Origin of the sequence: Natrinema caseinilyticum (assembly GCF_024227435.1) — an archaeon.
Lineage (GTDB): Archaea > Halobacteriota > Halobacteria > Halobacteriales > Natrialbaceae > Natrinema > Natrinema caseinilyticum.
This window is the reverse complement of record NZ_CP100445.1, coordinates 913,102-931,448: the sequence shown is the minus strand read 5'-3', so window position 1 is coordinate 931,448 and position 18,347 is coordinate 913,102. Positions and strand designations below refer to the sequence as shown.

Sequence of the window (18,347 nt, the reverse complement as noted above, 5' to 3'; positions counted from 1 at the left end):
TTATGCTCTTCTCCTGAAAAGCTGGATTGAACCCCGTTCTATGAGTCTGTCTACCCTCCTCGACGAACTGTTCGCTGTATCGAAACGCGTGACAGACGCTCCCGAGTCGGCGTCGGGGCGCGACGACTCGGTCGACGTCGTAAACGAGTGTCGCGACTGCGGAACGACGGTGTCGACCGGAACGACCACCTGTCCCGCCTGCGAGGGAGAGGATATCGTGACCTACTCGATCGACTGATCCGCCGCCGGATCGCCGTCGCCCCCCGCCGGTGGACGGTGGTCGTTCCAGTCGGCACACGACACCGTCAGTTCGTCGTTCGCCGCGGCGTCGAGCCGGATAGCCGTACACAGCGAGACGAGTCCGATCAACGCGGCGACGAACGAGGAGACGCCGCCGGTGAAACCGTCTTTCCCCCCTATCGCCCGAACGGCCGACCCGAGCAGTCCGACGAGTCCGCCGAGCAGTCCGACGGCCCCCGCGCCGTAGTAGACGACGGCCGGATTGAACGACCGGACGAGGTACCTGGTTTTCAATCGCCAGCAGAAACTCCGAAGCAACAGGCGGGACACGAAGTTGATGAACGACGTGTACCGGATGCTGCTCTCCTCGTCGCCGTACACGGCGGACATGGGGACGTCGGCGACCCGACGGCCGGCCACGTTGAGGTGCGTCAGGATGTGATTGAGGAATCCGTACTGGTCGGTTATCTCCTCGAGCTCGAGCGCTTCGATCGCGTCCCGCGAAATTGCCGTGTAGCCGTTTTGCGGATCGCCGATTGACCAGTAGCCCGTGGCGAACTTCGAGAGCGCGGTGAGTATCGCGTTTCCGGTGAACCGAAACGTCGACATGTCGTCTCTGTCCTCCGGGTTGAGCAACCGGTTCCCCTTGGCGTAGTCCGCATCGCCGGTGACCACCGGGTCGATGATCCGGTCGAGGATGTCGGGGTCCATCTGTCCGTCGCCGTTCATCACGGCGACGACGTCTATTCCGTCCGCCGCGGCCCGACGGTAGCCGGTTTTGACCGCCGCGCCGTAGCCCCGGTTCTGCTCGTGACGGATGGGGACGACGCGTCGGTCGTCACCCCCGTCGGCGACCGTGAGTTCCGGGCCGGGGGCCTCGCCGTCGTGCTGGCGGTTCATCCGCTCGGCGACCCGCCGAATCACCTCCCAGCTCTCGTCCGGCGATCTGTCGTCGACGGCGTAGATTCGGTCGACGTACTCCGGCACCGTTTCGATGACGCGTCCGACGAACGCCGCCTCGTCGTACGCGGTCACCACGACGCCGATCCGCTCGTTCTTATACATCCGCGCCTCCGTCCGTCGTCGCGTTCATCTCGTCCGACTCCGCTCGCTCGGAGCGCCGGGGACGGTCACCGTCCCCCCGCGGCGGCCGGCCATCGCTCGAGCCCGCGAACGCGTACGCTCGATGGGGGATCCCGTCGAGGTCGACCGCGTCCCGGCCGTCGACGACGATCAGTCGCTCGAGGGCGTGCCAGTCGATCCGCTCGAATTCCTCGTGGGGAGTGACGACCACGGCGGCGTCGAACGATTCCTCGGACAGGTCGTCGATTCCGACCGGGCGCGCGCCGTAGTCGGCCGGATCGACCAGCGGATCGACTCCCGAAACGTCCGCGCCGCGCTCGCGGAGGCCGTCGATAACGCCGATCGCGGGCGATGCGCGGGTTTCCTCGACGCCCGGACGGTACGTGAGTCCAAGGACGACGACCGACGCGGACGAGAGGGGGGTTCCCGACCGCTCGAGTTCCCGCTCGAGTCGATCGACGACGACGGACGGCATTTCCTGGTTGACCCGGCGGGCGGTCCGGGTCACGTCCATCGGTTCCTCGGTTCGGCCGAGGAGAAAGTGGGGGTAGTACGGGATGCAGTGGCCGCCGACCCCGGGGCCGGGATCGTGGAGCTGGCACATCGGCAGGTCGTTCGACGTATCGATCGCCTCGCGGACCGAAATCCCGAGTTCGTCTGCGAGACGACCCAGTTCGTTCGCGAGGCCGATGTTCACGTCGCGGTAGATCCCCTCGAACACCTTGACCGCCTCCGCCGTCGTCGCGTCCGAGACGGGATGGACCTCGTTGCTCGAGAGTTCGTCGTACACGATCGCGGCGGCCCGGGTGCTCTCGTCGTCGACGCCGCCGACGACCTTCGGATACTGGCCGCGGATGTCCCGCAGCGCGGTTCCCGAGGCTGTCCGTTCCGGACAGAACGCGACGCCGAACTCGTCGGCGTCGAGGCCGCTCTCGCTCGCGAGGTGTGGCTCGAGGACGTCGCGACAGGTCCCGGGCGGAAGGGTCGATTCGGCGATCACGAGGTCGCCGGGGGCGAGTCCGGCCGCGATGTCGTCGGCGACCGACTCGACCGTCGTCAGATCGGGGTCGTTCTCGTCGTCCAACAGAGTCGGAACGATGACGACGTGAATCCGCGCGTCCTTGGCTGCCGCCGGTCCGTCGGTCGTCGCGGTGAGTCGCCCGTCGTCGACTTGCTCGGCGACGAGGTCGGCGAGCCCGGGTTCGCCGACGACGTGACTCTCGCCGCCGGAAACCGTCTCGACGACGTCGGGGTCGACGTCGACGCCGATCACGTTCCCGGTCGTTTCCGCGTAGACCGCAGCCAGCGGCAGTCCCATTTTACCGAGGCCGTAGACAGCGACCGGGATCTCGCCGGCGGTCAGGCGCTCGCGCTGTCGGTCGGGAGATCGCCTCGAGCCGTACAGCCCGCCGGCGTCACCGTGTTTCGATTCGGCCGTCGCACTCCTTCCCGAGTCGTCGGTGGCGCCACTTCTCGAGTCGTCGTCGGCGCCTCGTTCAGCCTCGTCGGCGCCGTTGCGGTCGGATCGATCGGTCGAAGTCTCCGTCATCAGACTTCCACCTCCGACTCTCGGGACGGCTCGTCGTCGGTATCGTCCGCCGGTCCCGTGGCCAGTCGGTCGATCAACCGGACCGTCTCGAGGGCTGCGATCCCGTCTTCCGCGGTGACTTCCGGCTCGGTATCGGTTCTGACCGACTCGACGAACGACTCGAGTTCGTTTCGCAGCGGTTCGGCGCTTTCGACGCGGGGCCGCTCGACGACGCTTTCGTGGCGGTAGCGGGGCTGGCCGTCGTCGGTGAGGTATTCGGGGTAGGAGTCCCGGTGGATCAGGACCGACTGCTCGAGGTAGTCCACCTCCACGAGGCACTGGCGGGTCGTGACGGTGAGTTTTCGCACCTTCTTCTGGGTGACACGACTCGCGGTCACCGTCGCGACGACATCGTCGTATTCGATCGTGGCGGTGGCGTACTGACCGTCTGCGGTGCCCATGGCCGCCACCGAGTGCGGCCGATCGTCGAGTATCGAACCGACGACGTCTACGTCGTGGACCATCAGGTCGAAGATGACGTTTCCAGGGGCGGTTCGATCGATCGGCGGCCCGAGCCGTTCGGCCTCCACCCCGATCACGTCCAGGTCGTCGATTACGTCCTCGACGGCCCGGACCGCGGGATTGAACCGCTCGATGTGGCCGACCTGCAGAATCAGTCCCGCATCGTCGGCCTGCTCGGCCAGTCGTCGACCCTCCTCGACGGTCTCCGCGATCGGCTTCTCGACCAGGACGTGGACGCCGGCCTCGAGACAGGCCGATACGGTCTCGTAGTGGACGTGGGTCGGAACGGCCACGGTCACGACGTCACAGCGCTCGCACAGCGTCTCGAAGTCGACCGAATCGGTCCCGTTCTCGGTCGCGACGCGACGCGCGATCTCCTCGTCGCGATCGGTGATTCCGGCGAGGTCGACGTTCGGCAGTTCGCCGTAGACGCGCGCGTGGTTTCGGCCCATGGACCCGACGCCGATGACGCCGGCTCGAATCGGTTCTTCGGTTCTCGCGTCCGTTCGGTGGTCCGTACTCATTGGCTGGCGAAGTGGTCCCGCAGTGCCTCGACGACGGTCCGTCGGTCGCGTTCTGAGAGCCCCGGATGAACGGGCAACGAGAGCACCTCGTCGGCCGCCCGCTCCGCTTGCGGCAGCTGTGCGGCGGCCGTACTGACGCCCTCGTACGCCGGCTGGCGGTGAATCGGCGTCCCGTAATAGATGCCGGTACCGACGTCGTGCTCCGCGAGCGTCGCCTCGAGCCCGTCCCGGTCCTCGGTCCGGATCGTGTACTGGTGGTAGACGTGGCGATAGCCGGACGGTTCCGTCGGCGTCTCGACCGGAAGGTCGGCGAGTCGGTCGTCGTAGACGGCGGCGTTCTCCCGGCGCGCGCGATTGAAATCGGGCAAGCGCTCGAGTTGCGCCCGGCCGATCGCCGCCTCGATGCTCGTCATGCGGAAATTGTGCCCGAGGTCGACGTGATCGTAGCCGCCGGTCCCGCTCTCGGATCGGCCGTGGTTGACGTAGCTCGCGGCCCGCTCGGCGACGTCCGGACGGTCGGTGACGACGATTCCACCTTCGCCGGTCGTCATGTTCTTGGTCGGGTAAAACGAGAAACACGCCGCATCGCCGAAGGACCCGACACGCTGGCCGCCGGCGGTCGCCCCGTGGGCCTGACACGCGTCCTCGACGACGAACAGGTCGCGTTCCTCGGCGATTTCACACAGCGCCTGCATATCGGCGGGAAGGCCGTAGAGGTGAACGGGGAGGATGCCGACGATGTCGTCTCGCTCCGCGAGGACCCGCTCGACGTCGGCGACGTCCAACGTGTACGTCTCGGGATCGATGTCCGCGAAGACGGGAGTCCCGCCGGCGACCCGAATCGCGTTCGCGCTCGCGACGAACGAGAACGGCGACGTGATCACCGCGTCGCCGTCCTCGAGTCCGATGGCCTCCAGGGCGGCGTGCAACGCGGTCGTTCCGTTCGCGGTCGCGACCCCCGCGTCTGTCCCGCAGTAGGCCGCGAATTCGTCCTCGAAGGCCCTGACTTCCGGTCCGTCGGCGAGCCGTCCGTTCTCGAGGACCGACGTCACCCGCTCGACGGCGTCGGCACCGATGTCCGGGTCGGCGATCGAGACCGGCGTCGGCGCTTGCTTTTCGGAGTCGATGCGGGTCTCCGCGGTCTCGGCGCCCGTCCCGCCGTCGGTACTGGCTTCGATGTGCTCGGCCTCGGAGTTCGGTTCGGTGTCCGTCATGCGATCTGATTGTCCCCCTCCAGTGGATCCGGAAGCGGCTGCACTCGTGCGGGCGTTCCGACGGCCAGACTGTCCGCGGGAACGTCGTCGGTGACGACGGCGCCGGCCGCGACGAACGCGTTCTCGCCGACCGTAACGCCCGGCAACAGGGTCGCGTTCGCGCCGATCGACGCGCCGTCTTCGATCGTCGGTCCCTCGAGTCCCGCGTCCGTCCGGATGGGGTACTCGTCGTTGGTCAACACGGCGCCCGGTCCGACGAAGACGTTGCTGCCGATCGTGGTCTCGGTCGGAACGTAGACGTTCGTCTGGAGGCTGACGTGCGAGCCGATCGTCGTCCGTCCGTCGACGACGGTCTTGGTGCCGACGAGGACGTCGTCGCCGATCGTCGTCCCTTCGCGGACCAGGACGTCGTGGCCGGTCGCGAACCCGTCGCCGATCGTCACGTCGCCGTAGACGATCGAGCCGGCCCTGATCGTCGCATCGTCGCCGAGTCTGGTGGGTTCGTCGAACTCGCCGTAGCCGACGGTCGCGTCGGCGTCGATCGAACAATCGTCGCCGCAGACGACCTCCCGCACCGCTTCGCTCATCGCGGTCCACCTCCGTCTCGGTCGCCGCAGTTCCTGCTCGAGCGAACGCGACGACGGTGGTTCGTCGCCCTCGTTCGAACCGCTAATCGACGTCGTAGTCGGTCGCGTAGTGGTTTCATAGTGAATCGATACCCGCGTGGGCAATCGTGCTGATACAGCCGGTAACGAGGCTTTGTTATCCCCGACCTGAGCGTTCCGTAGCCACGAACTACAGCGGTACGGAGACGCTCTCGGCGTCGCCGCCGCGAACCGGGGACTCGGTGGTGTGATCGAGCGCCGTCGGCGAGTTCAATCTCCGATATATCGTCCGTCCCGTCAGTCACGAGCCCTGACTGGTATAATCTCCTTTCGAGAGGGTAGACGAGTGATAGTAAAGTGTCACTGTCTGGCATTCGGTGCTGTGAGGTATCCGACTACACCCGTCAGACGGGATCCGGACCTGATACGATATGACGAGGGCAGACATGGCTGACAGCGAGTTTACACAGGCGGAACTGTTCGACGTGTTCAGTAACGCACGCCGACGACGGACGGTCCAGTATCTGAAACGACAGGGGTGTACCTGTGACCTCGCTCCGCTCGTCGAGCAGGTCGCCGCCTGGGAAAACGACACGAACACCGACGAGGTGACCCGTACACAGCGACGGCGGGTCTATATCTCGTTGTACCAGACTCACCTCCCGATGCTCGAGGACCACGGCATCGTCGACTGGGATCCGGACGCGCACAAGATCGAGTTGCTCCCGAACGAGGAGCACTTCGATCCGTATCTCGATCGGCGACTCGAGGACCGACAGCCGTGGCACACGTTCTACGCGTCGGTAACCGTGGTCGGCGTTGCCGCGTTCGGGTCGTCGTTCCTCGCCGTCGGACCGCTGACGGCGGGTCACGCCCCGGCCGTCGCGGTGGCGCTCTGTCTCGTCGTTCTCGTCCTCGCGCTGGTCCAACGCGTTTCGCGTCGCCCCGGGCGGCTTTTCCGTTCGGCGTAACGAGTCGAGAGACGAACCCGGAACCCGCCTTCGACCGCCGCCGTTCCACCGACAGTCACGTCTTCCCTCGTCGTTCGGCGGTCTCATCGGTCTGCATTTTCGGTCTCGAGCCGTGTCGAACCTGTTTACAACCCGAACTTCGGCACGCTCCCGAAAACGAGGTCCCTCGGCCGAACAGCGGACTCGAGTCACCTCGAGGGGGAAAGACGACGAAAGAGTGAGGCGGATCGAAAGAGACGGCCGGACGAACGTCACACTGCGTATCGAACACCCGCCGGCATCGCACCCGGTTGCGGGCGAGTCGAGGGGGCAAAAGAACGGTGCTCGAGAGGGTTCCCGGGCCGCTCGGCGTTATCCGCCGGTAACCCGCACCCAGAAGTGGGTCTCCTTGGCGGCGTTTTCGTTCGTCGGTTCGTCGGGCGGGTCCCCGTGATAGAGGAGCATACTGATTCGAACCGTCTGGTTGGGCGCGACGGTCGGCGTCACCGACCGCTCGCCGGTCCCCGTCGCACCGTCGGCAACGCTCGCGTCGATGCGGCTCAACTCGGTTCGTTCGACGACCTCACCGTCCTCGACGACCTGTTGCTGGACGACGACCGTGTAGTCCGTGTCTTCGCCCTCCTGGTTCTCGATCGAGAGGATATACGGGATCGATTCCCCCGCCTCGACTTCGCTGGGGAGCCGGCCGGCAACCATTTCGCCGTCCTCGTCTTCGCTGTACAGTCCGAGTTCGGTGAATCCGCCCGCCGAAACGGGCATCAAAAACCCGACGAACAGCGAGCTAATCGCCATTCCGATCGCCAACACGAGCAGTATCGACGACGCCGTCGCGGCCCCGCTTTCGTCGCGACGGAGGCGCTCTCGGACCGCGCTGAGCGACCCGGAAAAGCGCTCGCTGTCCGGCGTCCGAAGCCGTCGGACGACGCCGATCTGGGCGGTAACGATCGTCCCGATACACAGCCCCGCAGCGACCGACGTGCTGGACAGTCCCCATTCGGTGAGCGGTAACACCAGGACGAGCAGCGGGACGATCGCGAGTGACAGAACGAACGACAGCCCAGCGCGTTCGACGAGGTCGATCCCACGTGGCCGAGCGACAGCTGCCGAGGACGCCGTTCGCCGCGCGTTTCGCTTGCCGGCCGGGAACAGGACCGAGACGGTCGCGTAGCCGGGTAAAAACAGTGCGAGCGGGAAGGTCACGAACAGTCGGAGGGGACTGTCGCTCCCGAACGCGGTCACGGTTACGTACGCGAGCAATGCAGCGGCGGAGGCGGCCGCGAGATCGAACGGATAGCGCCGAACGAACCCGAACCGCGTCGACGTATTCGTTCGATGGCTCATCGAATATACACCGGCGTTCGCCGGTCAGCGATAGAACTCCGTGCGAACAATACGGATACCATTCTCATTGGGTCGATACACGCTTGCGTGTTTTGTTATGGCCGAATTACCGCGACGACGTGTACCGACGAATCACCGTGACGACACCGAAACGGCGAGGCAGGTACTCGGTAGAACGCTGATCGCGTCGGTGCGACTCGAGGACGTCAAAAGTCGACGTACTGTTCTTCCCACGCGCGACGGTCTTCGATCTGCTGACGACCGGCATCGGTGATCGCGTAGTAGTTCGTTCGTCTGTCGAGTTGCCCTTTTTCGACCAGTTCCTTGTTGACGAGCGTATCCAGATTTGGATACAACCGCCCGTGATTGATCTCGGAACTGTAGTACATCTCGACCTCGTCTTTGACGGTCTGTCCCGACGGGCGGTCAGCACCTGCGATGACGTACAAGAGGTCACGCTGGAAGCCGGTCAGATCGTGCATTGCTCAATCACACTGACCGTTCTACTGAATAGATATTTGTTATCCGTATCATACAGCTTCTTGATCGGTATTTGAAACCATTTTACTCGAACAAAACTGATTGTTTCAGTGAGGGTCACGCGACCGCGAGGGTGACTTCATCGACGCGTTCGAAGGAATACGTGACCACCCCTCACATCCAGCCCTCGAAGCCGCGGTTCGAGAGACTGTTTCACGACAGACCAAATACCCATCAGCCATCAGTCGCCCGCATCTGAAATCACCACGTCGATACCATCAGCATCGATCCGAACGCGGAGGACGTCGACCGTCGCTTCGTACGCGGTCGTGTGCGAGCCGTCGTCGTCGAACCGCACACACTCCGCGAGCAGATCGCTCTCGAGCAGGTTGTTGATTCGTCGGTACACCGTCGCCGACGAACTGTCCGTTCGGTTCGTCAGCTCCTTTGCAGTTTTCGGAGCCTCGCTCGTCGCGGTGAGAATCGTCCTCGCGCAGTCGTCGCCGAGGACGTCGAGCTGTGCGGATGGGTTGGCAGTCGACTCCGATTGCGTATTGCTCACTTGAGTTGACATAGTCTTAGTCGGCCGTCGATGACGGGCATGTTCCGTTCGCTCTCCGAGAGAGGGGTCGGTTCGAAACAGACGGCAGTGGGTCCACCACTGTCGAGGATACCACCATACATTCGGGCACATCGATCGGTAAGCCATAGTGGTATTTTATAACGATGTACCTTATCCATCTCCGGAACTTCGTTGCAAAACGTAAGATCGTATTTCGGCTCGGAAATCCGTGCTTTCTGCAGTCTAATAAATTAGAAATTACCTGTTTGAACGCCGAATACTGCATAACACGGCTGAATTCGGATTGACAGCGACTGCCGCCGCATCACCCTATTCACTATCGAGTGGGACGTTCCTGCCGTGTCGCCGCCAGAAAGCGTTAGTTTCCCGGTTCCCAGCCTGGTCACACGGGTGAACGGTCTACGTCCTTTATTCGCGTTTGCTCCCCTCGGTACGGTGATGCTCGGACGAGTCTCGGGGCAGTACGGCGGCTGTCCGTCGCCGCACTGCGGCCGCCACAGACGGGCTGGGTCGACTCCGCCCGGCGGCTGATCGACCCGAGCCTCCTCCGTGTACACCCCCAAAACCATGAACTCCCCACAACACGACTGGAAGCCCATGGAATCGTCGACAGCAGGTGCACGGTGTCAAAACTGCGGCACCCACGTCACACAGCAGTTCGCTCGCGTCTTCGGAGACAACGGCGACGTCGTCCACGGGTGCCCGTCCTGTACGACTTACCGGGAGATGCAATCCGGTGGCCATTTACCCGGCGACTAGAGTCGTCCCCCTCGACGTGTTCCGCTCGTCCGACGAATTCACTTCTCGCGACGCATCCGATTTCGATACATCCCGCCCTCGATCCGACTCGAGGTGAGCGAGCCGACTCGACGGCCGTTCCTTTCGGCCGCATCCGGGCCGTCACCGACGCCACCCGCCGCTGGTGAGTCGATCGGCTCCACGGAGACCGCTCCGACGGACGTGGCCGATTTTCTCACAGTAACGAGGTCTCACTGTAACGGCTACCTACGGTTTCGTGCGACCGTTCTCGGAGCGGCGTCTATCGCGAACGCTGGCGTAACCTGCAAAAGTTAAAGTTAGTGGTGAGTGAAGGGACGATACATGGTCATTGGTGGTGGACTGTCCCTCGAGAATCGGTGCCCCTTCTCTCTAATCGATGTCAGTTCAAACGAACAGAACTGAGCCCCTCGAGGAGAGTGAGGTGTTTCACATCCTCGGGAACGATCGACGTCGAGCCATCGTCCAGCAACTCGCGGACGAGGGCGGCCAAATCGACGTCTCCGACGTCGCGAGCGAGATCGCCGCGACCGAATCGGATACGACGCCCGTCCCGAACAACCTTTACAAGAGTGTCTACGTTTCCCTCCAACAGACGCACCTCCCCCAACTGCAGGAGGATGCGGTGATCGAATACGACTCGGACGCGAAGACGATCCAGCCCGGCCGACACTTCGACGACGTTCTCACGTACGTCGACGGCCACAGCGACACCCACTCCAGAATCCTGCAGTTACATCTCGGGCTCTGTGTGCTCGGGCTGGCTGTCATCGCACTGGTCGGGCTCGGCGTCCCGGTGATCTCGAACATCAACGTGGTGCTCTGGAGCGTCCTCGTGTACCTCGCCGTTGCTGCAAGCAGTCTCTATCGACTCCTCGGGTGACTGCCCTTCCCGTCGAGCAAACGCCGGTTTCCTCGCCGGACGCCGTTCGTCCAAGGCGCACGAACGGGTCCGCGGCCGCTCGAACGATCGGACAGCCCTGCTGCATCGAAAACGGGAGTAGACGTGCGCAGTCGGACCTCCGTATTCTGGTGTCCGAGAGAAAGCATGCCGTCGGTCGTTCCGTGACGACGACGCAAAAGACGCCCTGTCCAGAAGGCCGATCCTCGTTTAGGCCGCGAATCCGAGCGCAGCTGCGGATTCGTTGGCCGTTTCGTTCTCAACGTCGTCGGTATCGGTGTCCGTTTCGTTCTCGAGGTCTCCGTTTTCGGTTTCGTCTATCTCCTCAGTATCTTCGAGGAGTTCGATGGTGGCGACCTCACCGGTTTCGTCGGCAAGCACCATGTGGATGTACTCGCCGGGCGGGATATCGGTGGTGTCGACTTCGAACTCGACGGTATCGCTCTCGCCGCCCTCGAGCGTCAGGTTCTGCTCGGCGACGAGATCACCTTGGAGGCGGAACTGGATCGCCTCGGTGCCTTCCTCGTCAGCGGGGTTCTCGACCGTCGCGTTCACGGTGATGTTCTCACCGACCGTCGCGCTATCGGGTGCCTCGAGATCCGTGACGTTGAACGGCTCGGCCGGTTCTTCCGGCTCTTCTTCAGTCACGTTGTCTTCCGTGACGTTGTCCTCTTCGTCGACCGGCTCTTCCTCAGTCACGTTGTCTTCCGTGACGTTATCCTCGGTGATGTTGTCACCCATCGCCGGCGGTTCTTCGGTGACGTTCTCCTCGATCGGCTCTTCGTCAGTGACGTTGTCCTCTTCGTCGACCGGCTCTTCGTCAGTGACGTTGTCCTCTTCGTCGACCGGCTCTTCGTCAGTCACGTTGTCCTCTTCGTCGATCGGCTCTTCGTCAGTGACGTTGTCCTCTTCGTCGACCGGCTCTTCGACGGTGACGTTGTCCTCGGTGATATCGCCGATCTGGTCGGCTATTTCATCAGCGTCGATATCCTCACCGACGACGAGGACGTTTACGGTAACGTTCTCGACGTTCAACTCTTCGATGGTGGGATTCTCGACGATGATGAAGATCGGCTCGGTGCCATCGACCGGGAGTTCGTCCATCGGCATCTCGTCAGTGACGTTGTCCTCTTCGTCGACCGGCACGTCGACGGGCTCCTCGTCCTCTTCGTCATCGACCGGCTCTTCGTCAGTGACGTTGTCCTCTTCGTCGATCGGCTCTTCGTCGGTGACGTTGTCCTCGACTGGTTCTTCGTCGTCGACGGGTTCTTCGTCGACGGGCTCCTCATCCGCGGCCGTTTCCACCGTGACCACCGCATCGTCGGTCACCGGCTCACCGTCGGCCGTGAGGAACGGACCATCTTCTAGGCCCTCCGTTTCGACGAAGTCGTACGTCTGATTCCCGTTCGTATCGCGATGTGGCATCGCGATCAGGGTCTCGTCTTCCTCGAGCGGGTCGTCGAGCGTGATCGTCACGTTCTCGTGCGTCCCCGCCTCGAGGTATTCGGAGGTCCCGATGACGCTTCCGATGACGTTACCCACGAGGAGGCTACTGTTGTGGATCGTCACGAACCCTGGACTCGCCAGCGTGACGTTCTGGACGACGACCGTGTCACCGTCGGTCGTCTGATCCTCGAACGTCACGTATGCGGGCTGACACGGGCATTGAGTCTCGTTGGTTTCGTTGGTGTCGTCCTCTGCGACGTCAGCGCCGTCCTCTACTGTCTCGTTTGTCGTTTCATTGTTCGTCAGTTCGGACTCGTCGTCGCTGACCGCTGTGTCCTCGTCCATGGCCCCAGCGTTTGACGCTGCCGCGACCATCGCCCCGCTCGAGAACACGAGCATCAGCGCAGTAACTACGACGAGTAGCTGATTGCGTGCATTCATGGTTGCCGTGAAGGCATCCGTTTCGTCGTGGCTTCTGCGGATAAACCAGCAGAACCATTACGGGGAGAAATTGGATACTACGGGCCAGGAGTGGCGGATTCAGTGAGGCATGTGTCCGAATAAAACAACGGTTGTTGATAGGAACGGTGCCCTCGTCGTCACGGTCACAGCGGCCGCTAGTCGTCGGTCGGCTGTTTCGGCGACTTCGACGCCGTGGGTTCGTGTCCCGGCAGACAGACCAGGTTTTCCCGTCCGAGACGGAGTTTCGTGACCTGGCCGTCCTCCTCGAGATCGGCGAGCAAGCGGCTGACCTTCGCCTTCGACCAGTCGACGGAGTCGACGATCGCCGATTGCTTCATCCGACCATCGTTCTCCTGCAAGAGCTGCCGAACGCGTTCTCGATCGGTGATAAATTCTTCGCGGTCGGGTTCGGCCTCGGTCGTGAGTGCGGTCGGTTGGTCGTATCGGTTTCGAGCGACGAGTATCCCACCGAGCAGCGCGAGCGCGAGTATACCGACGAGCGCAGCGATGTGCGCGCTTCCGTCGAGTTGAAGCGGCAGCACGGGTTTCGGGACGATTCCCCACCCCGAACTCGTGGCAGTGGCTGACGCGACTGCCCCACCGGTCGACGGCTCGAGCGTCTCGATATCTGTGGAAACTCGTCGGCAGATACTCATGGCTGACGAAAAGCTGTGTTGCTATGATTCATATCCGATACCGTCGTGACCGTTCCACAAATCCCTTTTTATAACCCTTGTGCTGTTATTAGTTCGAGTGTATCTACGACCGAACGTAAATTCATCGCCGCTGATGAGCCTCGATGGGATTTCGGCCGGCGCGTGGCGACTGTTTCGCATCTCGATTCACGCTCCTGTTCCGCTCTTGTTCCCCACCCCATCGCCCGCGGCCGGGAGAGCAGTACGGTGGGCCGCCCGGCTCTGTCGACGAAAACACGTCCCAGTCATGGTATAGGCAGCCTTTGCTCGACAGACCGAATAAACTCGACCGGACGTTTGAAACGGTTAGCGCGGATTCGCCCCGGATTCAGTCAGTAAGGTATCGCTTCGCTGACTCTCGAGCAGTCGGACACGATCGGCGTCGATCGCTCGAATCGACCCGGTTTTTCGACGGGAATCAGCTGTAGGTTCCGCTTTCGGAGTTCGTTTCCGGTGGCGGACCCACGTCGTCCCCGGTCGAAGCCGCCGAGTCGGCCCCGACCAGCGCTCGGATTCCCGACTCGAGACCGATCCGAGCCTCGAATCCGAGCGTCCGAGTCGCTTTCGCGGTATCCGCCCCGCTATGTCTGATGTCGCCGGCTCGGGGATCACGGTGTACGATCGGCGACGACGACCCGGTCGCGTCTCGAATCGTCTCGGCGAGCTCCTGGACCGTCGTTCGCTGTCCTGTCCCGACGTTGTACGCTTCGCCTACCGCGTCGACCGTCGCCGCTCGAAGGTTTGCCCGGACGACGTCGCTGACGTGAACGAAGTCACGGCTCTGCTGGCCGTCCCCCTCGATGGTGATCGGTTCGCCGGCCCGCGCCTGTTCGAGGAACGTCGAGATGACGCCGCTATACGGCCCCTGCTGGCGCGGACCGTAGACGTTGAAGTACCGCAGCGCCACGGTCGGGAGCCCGTAGAGTTCCTCGTAGCGGCGTGTGTACTGGTCGAGTGCGAGTTTCTGGATCCCGTACGGCGACGTCGGATTCGTCGATGCCGACTCCGAGACCGGTAACTCCTCCGGGTGGCCGTAGACGGCCGCGCTCGAGGCGACGACGACCCGCGCGTCCTCCTGACGGGCTTGCTCGAGGACGAGGAGGCTCGCCTCGAGGTTCGTGCGATTGCTCCGTCGCGGCGCGTCGACGCTCTGGGAGACGCTGACCAGCGCGGCGTGGTGGAAGATCAGGTCGACGCCGCGGGCGGCCCGCTGGAGGGCGATCGGATCGCCGATGTCGCCTTCGATCACCGTCACGTCGTCGGGGAGGTAGGCCCGGTCGCCGGTCGCGAACGTATCGAGGACCCTGACCTCGTTGTGCGGGGCCAGGGCGTCGACGAGGTGGCTCCCGATGAAACCGGCACCGCCGGTCACGAGTATCGTTCTGTCGCTGATCACTGGCGTGTCCATTACCGCGTGCTACCAGCACCTCGCTGTTTAGTATCCGACTCGTACCCCCGCGTATTCGGTGTCTGAGACCCCGGAAGGCGGGGCTTACGGTCGAGAGCGGCTTCTCGAGGGTGCCGACACCCCCGCCAGAATCCATCGATTCGCCGTTGCGCCGACCGCTCGCTTCGTGGCCCGTCGGGGCCGGTTTGCCCGTCGCTCGCGACCGCTGACGGCTTCTGTTCGTCGGAGCCGACCATAATTTCTCCGAATTAACAATAGATATAAGCCGCAATACGTCAACGGTTCAGACGGAAGCCGGTCTCGAGAAATGGGACGATTCGCAAACGTCCCGGGTGCTAGGACACCCGAGACTGGCTTCCAAACCCGCGAGGGTTCTGGAGCCATGCCTACGTTCATTCCAACGGGATATAAACATCCCGCACGACCACGATATCGCCCGGTACGAGCAGCCACGCTGCTGTTTCCGAATTCGAATCTGACCGCGGATGGAGGCCGTCATGAGTGACGATGGGCGAGCAGATGACGAGCAGGACTCGGATGACGAGGGGCATTCGACCGAGGAGCGGTCCTCGTCGCTCCCCGAGTGTCCGTGCTGTGGCCGACTGGTCGCGACGATCACCACAAGGGGCCCCGACACCGGCACGGTTGGCCCCTGTGGCTGTTCGGTGACGCCCGATCAGATCATCGCACAGCGCAGGCGAAGGCAACAAGAAGAGGAGTAACCCGGATTGGGACTGCGGCGGTTCAGGCACGATAGGGAGCTGCGCGCTCGAGGCGCAAATTTACGCCTCGACAGTCGATCGGAGTCCGAGCCGTCGGGACCGACGGTGCTGGCCGCTCGTCACTCCGCGCGGCGGGCATATCACGTGTTGGACGAGAGGCGAGCGGTGAGTAGAGTCTCGAGGGGCTGGCCCGCTTGGGGAAGCTATATGCGCGGCCCTCGGCAACTCCACGGCAATGACCGTCGACCTCGTCGTGCGCAACTGTACCGTCGTCACGCCCGCGGGCCGGACTCCCGACGCGGGCGTCGCCGTCGAAGACGGAACCATCGTCGCAGTCGGCCGGAGCGACCGGCTCCCCGACGCGGACCGCGTCTTCGACGGCGAGGGCACCGTCCTCGTGCCTGGAATCGTCGACTGCCACATCCACAACCGCGAGCCCGGACTCGAGTACAAGGAGGACTGGGAGTCCGCGACGAGAGCGGCCGCCGCAGGCGGCGTGACGACCGTCGTCGGAATGCCGAACACCGACCCGGTCATCGACCGACCGGAGCACCTCGAGTTGAAGTTCGAGCGCGGCGAGGCGTCGGCGCACGTCGATTTCCAGAGCTACGCGGTCGTGACATCCGAAAACCTGGACCTGATCCCGGCGATCGACGAGGCCGGCGCGATCGGGTACAAGATCTTCCTGGGCTCGACCGTCGGCGACGTTCCGCCGCCGAACGACGGCGAAATCCTCGAGGCGATGAAACGAATCCGCGAGACCGGGAAACGGCTCGGGTTCCACGAAGAAAACGGCGAGATCATCGACTACTACACGGCGAGGTTCAAAGAGGAGGGTCGGACCGATCCCATCGACCACTCACACTCGCGGCCCGTGATCGCCGAGCGAGAGGCCGTGGAGCGAATGATCACTTTCGCCGAAGAGACCGGAACGAAGATTCACATGTTCCACGTCTCGTCGGGGTCGGCTGCCGAGGCCGTCGCCCGCGGAAAGGACCGCGGCGTCGACGTGACTGCGGAGACGACCCCGCACTACCTCTGGTTCACCGAGGACGTCGTGCGCGAGAAGGGCAACGTCGCACGGGTTCAGCCACCCATCCGAGACGCTGCCGAGCGGGACGAACTCTGGTCCGTCGGCGTCGACGGCGGCGCGATCGACTGCATCGCCACCGACCACGCGCCCCACACCCCCGAGGAGAAACTGGTCGACGATCCGTTCGGAAACACGTGGAACGCGATCTCGGGATTCGTCGGCCTCGAGACGGAGGTGCCGGCGATGCTCACGTTCGTCGATCGGGGCCGACTCACGCTCGAGGAGTGGGTCCGCCGCCACTCGACCCGGCCGGCCCAGGTCTGGGGGATGTACCCGCAGAAGGGGTCGCTGCAGGTCGGCACCGACGCCGATTTCACGATCGTCGATCCGACGCGAGAGTGGACCCTCGAGGACCGCGACACCCTTCACTCGAAGAATTCGGTTACGCCGTTCGAGGGAGAGTCGTTCACCGGGAAAGCCGTCGCGACGGTGGTCCGCGGCGAGGTCGTCGCGTCGGACGGCGACGTGGTCGGCGAGGCCGGATACGGAACGCGCGTCGACGTCGACTGACGACAGGGGCGAGCCGCCGTCGTTCATCGTCGATCGCACGCTCGGAATCGAAGGGCACAGCTGTCAGTGATTTCTGCCGCCGCTCGAGTGCGTGAATACGTCAGCCATCCGTTCCTGTGCACCACCGATCGCGTAGTACGGATGGGAACCCGACACTGGGGTATCGTTTGGCGGGGTGCGACAATCGCCAGCTACCCGAGGTCGTGCCGGGGTTTCGTACCATTCGGACTGATATAGTGTTTTACCAGAAAAGCTTAAATTGAACGCTGTAGTCGATCCTTATGATGTTCGGTAATTCGGAAGACCCGAACGACCGCACGGATCGCTCGCGACGAACCGTTCTGAAAACCATCGGCGGGACCGGCCTCGCGGCGACGGCACTTCCCGGACTCGGAGCCGCGGGAACCGGTGACGGGTTCCTCTGTTCGGTGAGCATTCCGACGCTGTTCGAGCGGGACGAATCGCCGCTCGATCCGGAGCAGGCCGGCGTCGTCAACGGCCAGTTCGACGCCGACGGCATCTTCATGCACCAGAACGAATCCCTCCGGGGCTGTGGCTGGTTCGGCGGGAACTGCGACTCCTACACGGTCGACTTCCCGTTCGTCATTAGCTGGGCGACGGACGCGGACCCGAGCGACGTCGGCGAGGTTTACGTCCGTCTTTCCATCGACACCCCGGCGACGTCGTACGGAAACGGCGGGTGGTCCTGGATCATCGAGAGCACCGAGACGACGGTCAGGAGCGACGACACTATCGGCACTCTCAGCGCCGAGTATCACACCGAGACCGGAATCGCGAGCAACCTGTTCCGTCCAACCTACCTCGATCTCGAGGTCGACTTCAGCGATTCGAACATCGCCGACGGCGTCGAACGGACGACGGCCGAGTTCGCGACCCCCAACGAGGGGCTCCTCGAGGCGGAGAACCTGATCGGCACGACCGACACGATTTACGACAGCGGTGTCAGGATCGCGGACCGCCTCGTCAGCATCAACCTGAACACCCTGCGGAAGGCGGTCAGGCTCTGGGCGTACTCGCCCACCGCCGGCGGCGCGGACATGATCGATCCGGACGGACTGCCAGAAAACGCGGTCGTGTCCGGAATTTCGGCGTTCAAAGATCCGATCGAGGACCAACAGGAACGTCGCGTTTGGGGCGAGGACGCAGTTCCGACGGTCGCGGGGCCGACGATCGTCCGACGGTCGTGACGATTCGATCCTCGCCACCGAAACGCACACCAGT

General features: G+C 63.6%; 17 protein-coding genes and 1 pseudogene. 7 read left to right on the top strand and 11 right to left on the bottom strand.

Going from position 1 to position 18,347, the window contains the following annotated elements:
• Nucleotides 1-40: 40 nt before the first annotated feature.
• Nucleotides 41-238: a hypothetical protein gene (locus NJT13_RS04520; RefSeq protein WP_254524303.1), complete on the top strand. Its 198-nt coding sequence runs from the start codon at nucleotides 41-43 to the stop codon at nucleotides 236-238.
• Here the strand turns inward: NJT13_RS04520 and NJT13_RS04515 are convergent.
• The 5 genes from NJT13_RS04515 to NJT13_RS04495 are packed head-to-tail and all read right to left on the bottom strand — an operon-like array spanning nucleotide 223 to nucleotide 5,698.
• Nucleotides 223-1,305 (bottom strand): glycosyltransferase family 2 protein, encoded by a 1,083-nt coding sequence (locus tag NJT13_RS04515; RefSeq protein WP_254524302.1) that lies wholly within the window; start codon nucleotides 1,303-1,305, stop codon nucleotides 223-225. The two genes, NJT13_RS04520 and NJT13_RS04515, sit on opposite strands and share 16 nt — an antisense overlap.
• Entirely contained in the window at nucleotides 1,298-2,872 is a 1,575-nt protein-coding gene (locus NJT13_RS04510; protein ID WP_254524301.1) for a nucleotide sugar dehydrogenase, read from the bottom strand. The genes NJT13_RS04515 and NJT13_RS04510 overlap by 8 nt, the downstream gene beginning before the upstream one ends.
• The gene (locus tag NJT13_RS04505; RefSeq protein WP_254524300.1) at nucleotides 2,872-3,897 is read right to left on the bottom strand and encodes a Gfo/Idh/MocA family protein; all 1,026 of its coding nucleotides are present in this window, start codon (nucleotides 3,895-3,897) and stop codon (nucleotides 2,872-2,874) included. The genes NJT13_RS04510 and NJT13_RS04505 overlap by 1 nt, the downstream gene beginning before the upstream one ends.
• A complete protein-coding gene (locus tag NJT13_RS04500; protein ID WP_254524299.1) occupies nucleotides 3,894-5,111 on the bottom strand; it encodes a DegT/DnrJ/EryC1/StrS family aminotransferase in 1,218 nt (405 codons plus the stop codon). The genes NJT13_RS04505 and NJT13_RS04500 overlap by 4 nt, the downstream gene beginning before the upstream one ends.
• A complete protein-coding gene (locus NJT13_RS04495) occupies nucleotides 5,108-5,698 on the bottom strand; it encodes an acyltransferase (RefSeq protein ID WP_254524298.1) in 591 nt (196 codons plus the stop codon). Before NJT13_RS04495 ends, NJT13_RS04500 begins: the two co-directional genes overlap by 4 nt.
• Nucleotides 5,699-6,162: 464 nt before the next feature.
• Here NJT13_RS04495 and NJT13_RS04490 point away from each other — a divergent pair.
• Nucleotides 6,163-6,692, top strand: a pseudogene (locus NJT13_RS04490) (DUF7344 domain-containing protein); the annotation flags it as partial.
• A 346-nt stretch (nucleotides 6,693-7,038) separates the two neighbouring features.
• Here NJT13_RS04490 and NJT13_RS04485 read toward each other — a convergent pair.
• From NJT13_RS04485 to NJT13_RS04475, 3 genes are all read right to left on the bottom strand, one after another.
• Entirely contained in the window at nucleotides 7,039-8,028 is a 990-nt protein-coding gene (locus tag NJT13_RS04485; protein ID WP_254524296.1) for a DUF1616 domain-containing protein, read from the bottom strand.
• Between the two features lie 206 nt (nucleotides 8,029-8,234).
• Nucleotides 8,235-8,510, bottom strand: coding sequence for a PadR family transcriptional regulator (locus NJT13_RS04480; RefSeq protein WP_254524295.1), 276 nt, complete (start codon nucleotides 8,508-8,510; stop codon nucleotides 8,235-8,237).
• Between the two features lie 239 nt (nucleotides 8,511-8,749).
• Nucleotides 8,750-9,082, bottom strand: coding sequence for a winged helix-turn-helix domain-containing protein (locus NJT13_RS04475; protein WP_254524294.1), 333 nt, complete (start codon nucleotides 9,080-9,082; stop codon nucleotides 8,750-8,752).
• Between the two features lie 606 nt (nucleotides 9,083-9,688).
• Between NJT13_RS04475 and NJT13_RS04470 the strand changes: the two genes are divergently transcribed.
• On the top strand, nucleotides 9,689-9,850 hold the full coding sequence (locus tag NJT13_RS04470; RefSeq protein WP_254524293.1) for a DUF7563 family protein: 162 nt from the start codon (nucleotides 9,689-9,691) through the stop codon (nucleotides 9,848-9,850).
• A gap of 397 nt (nucleotides 9,851-10,247) precedes the next feature.
• Nucleotides 10,248-10,751 (top strand): DUF7344 domain-containing protein, encoded by a 504-nt coding sequence (locus NJT13_RS04465; RefSeq protein WP_254524292.1) that lies wholly within the window; start codon nucleotides 10,248-10,250, stop codon nucleotides 10,749-10,751.
• A 228-nt stretch (nucleotides 10,752-10,979) separates the two neighbouring features.
• Here NJT13_RS04465 and NJT13_RS04460 read toward each other — a convergent pair whose 3' ends face one another.
• The 3 genes from NJT13_RS04460 to NJT13_RS04450 all read right to left on the bottom strand — a co-directional run bounded on the left by NJT13_RS04460 (nucleotide 10,980) and on the right by NJT13_RS04450 (nucleotide 14,780).
• Nucleotides 10,980-12,656 carry a DUF7282 domain-containing protein gene (locus NJT13_RS04460; protein WP_254524291.1) on the bottom strand — a complete coding sequence of 559 codons (1,677 nt, stop codon included), beginning with the start codon at nucleotides 12,654-12,656 and terminating at the stop codon, nucleotides 10,980-10,982.
• 176 nt (nucleotides 12,657-12,832) lie between these two features.
• A complete protein-coding gene (locus NJT13_RS04455) occupies nucleotides 12,833-13,333 on the bottom strand; it encodes a helix-turn-helix transcriptional regulator (RefSeq protein WP_254524290.1) in 501 nt (166 codons plus the stop codon).
• Nucleotides 13,334-13,790: 457 nt separating this feature from the next.
• Nucleotides 13,791-14,780, bottom strand: coding sequence for an NAD-dependent epimerase/dehydratase family protein (locus NJT13_RS04450; protein ID WP_254524289.1), 990 nt, complete (start codon nucleotides 14,778-14,780; stop codon nucleotides 13,791-13,793).
• Nucleotides 14,781-15,277: 497 nt separating this feature from the next.
• Between NJT13_RS04450 and NJT13_RS04445 the strand changes: the two genes are divergently transcribed.
• The 3 genes from NJT13_RS04445 to NJT13_RS04435 all read left to right on the top strand — a co-directional run bounded on the left by NJT13_RS04445 (nucleotide 15,278) and on the right by NJT13_RS04435 (nucleotide 18,313).
• Nucleotides 15,278-15,502 (top strand): hypothetical protein, encoded by a 225-nt coding sequence (locus tag NJT13_RS04445; RefSeq protein ID WP_254524288.1) that lies wholly within the window; start codon nucleotides 15,278-15,280, stop codon nucleotides 15,500-15,502.
• 235 nt (nucleotides 15,503-15,737) lie between these two features.
• Nucleotides 15,738-17,105: an allantoinase AllB gene (gene allB, locus NJT13_RS04440; RefSeq protein WP_254524287.1), complete on the top strand. Its 1,368-nt coding sequence runs from the start codon at nucleotides 15,738-15,740 to the stop codon at nucleotides 17,103-17,105.
• A 284-nt stretch (nucleotides 17,106-17,389) separates the two neighbouring features.
• Complete coding sequence (locus tag NJT13_RS04435) at nucleotides 17,390-18,313, top strand: hypothetical protein (RefSeq protein WP_254524286.1); 924 nt, start codon at nucleotides 17,390-17,392, stop codon at nucleotides 18,311-18,313.
• The last annotated feature ends 34 nt before the right edge of the window (nucleotides 18,314-18,347 follow it).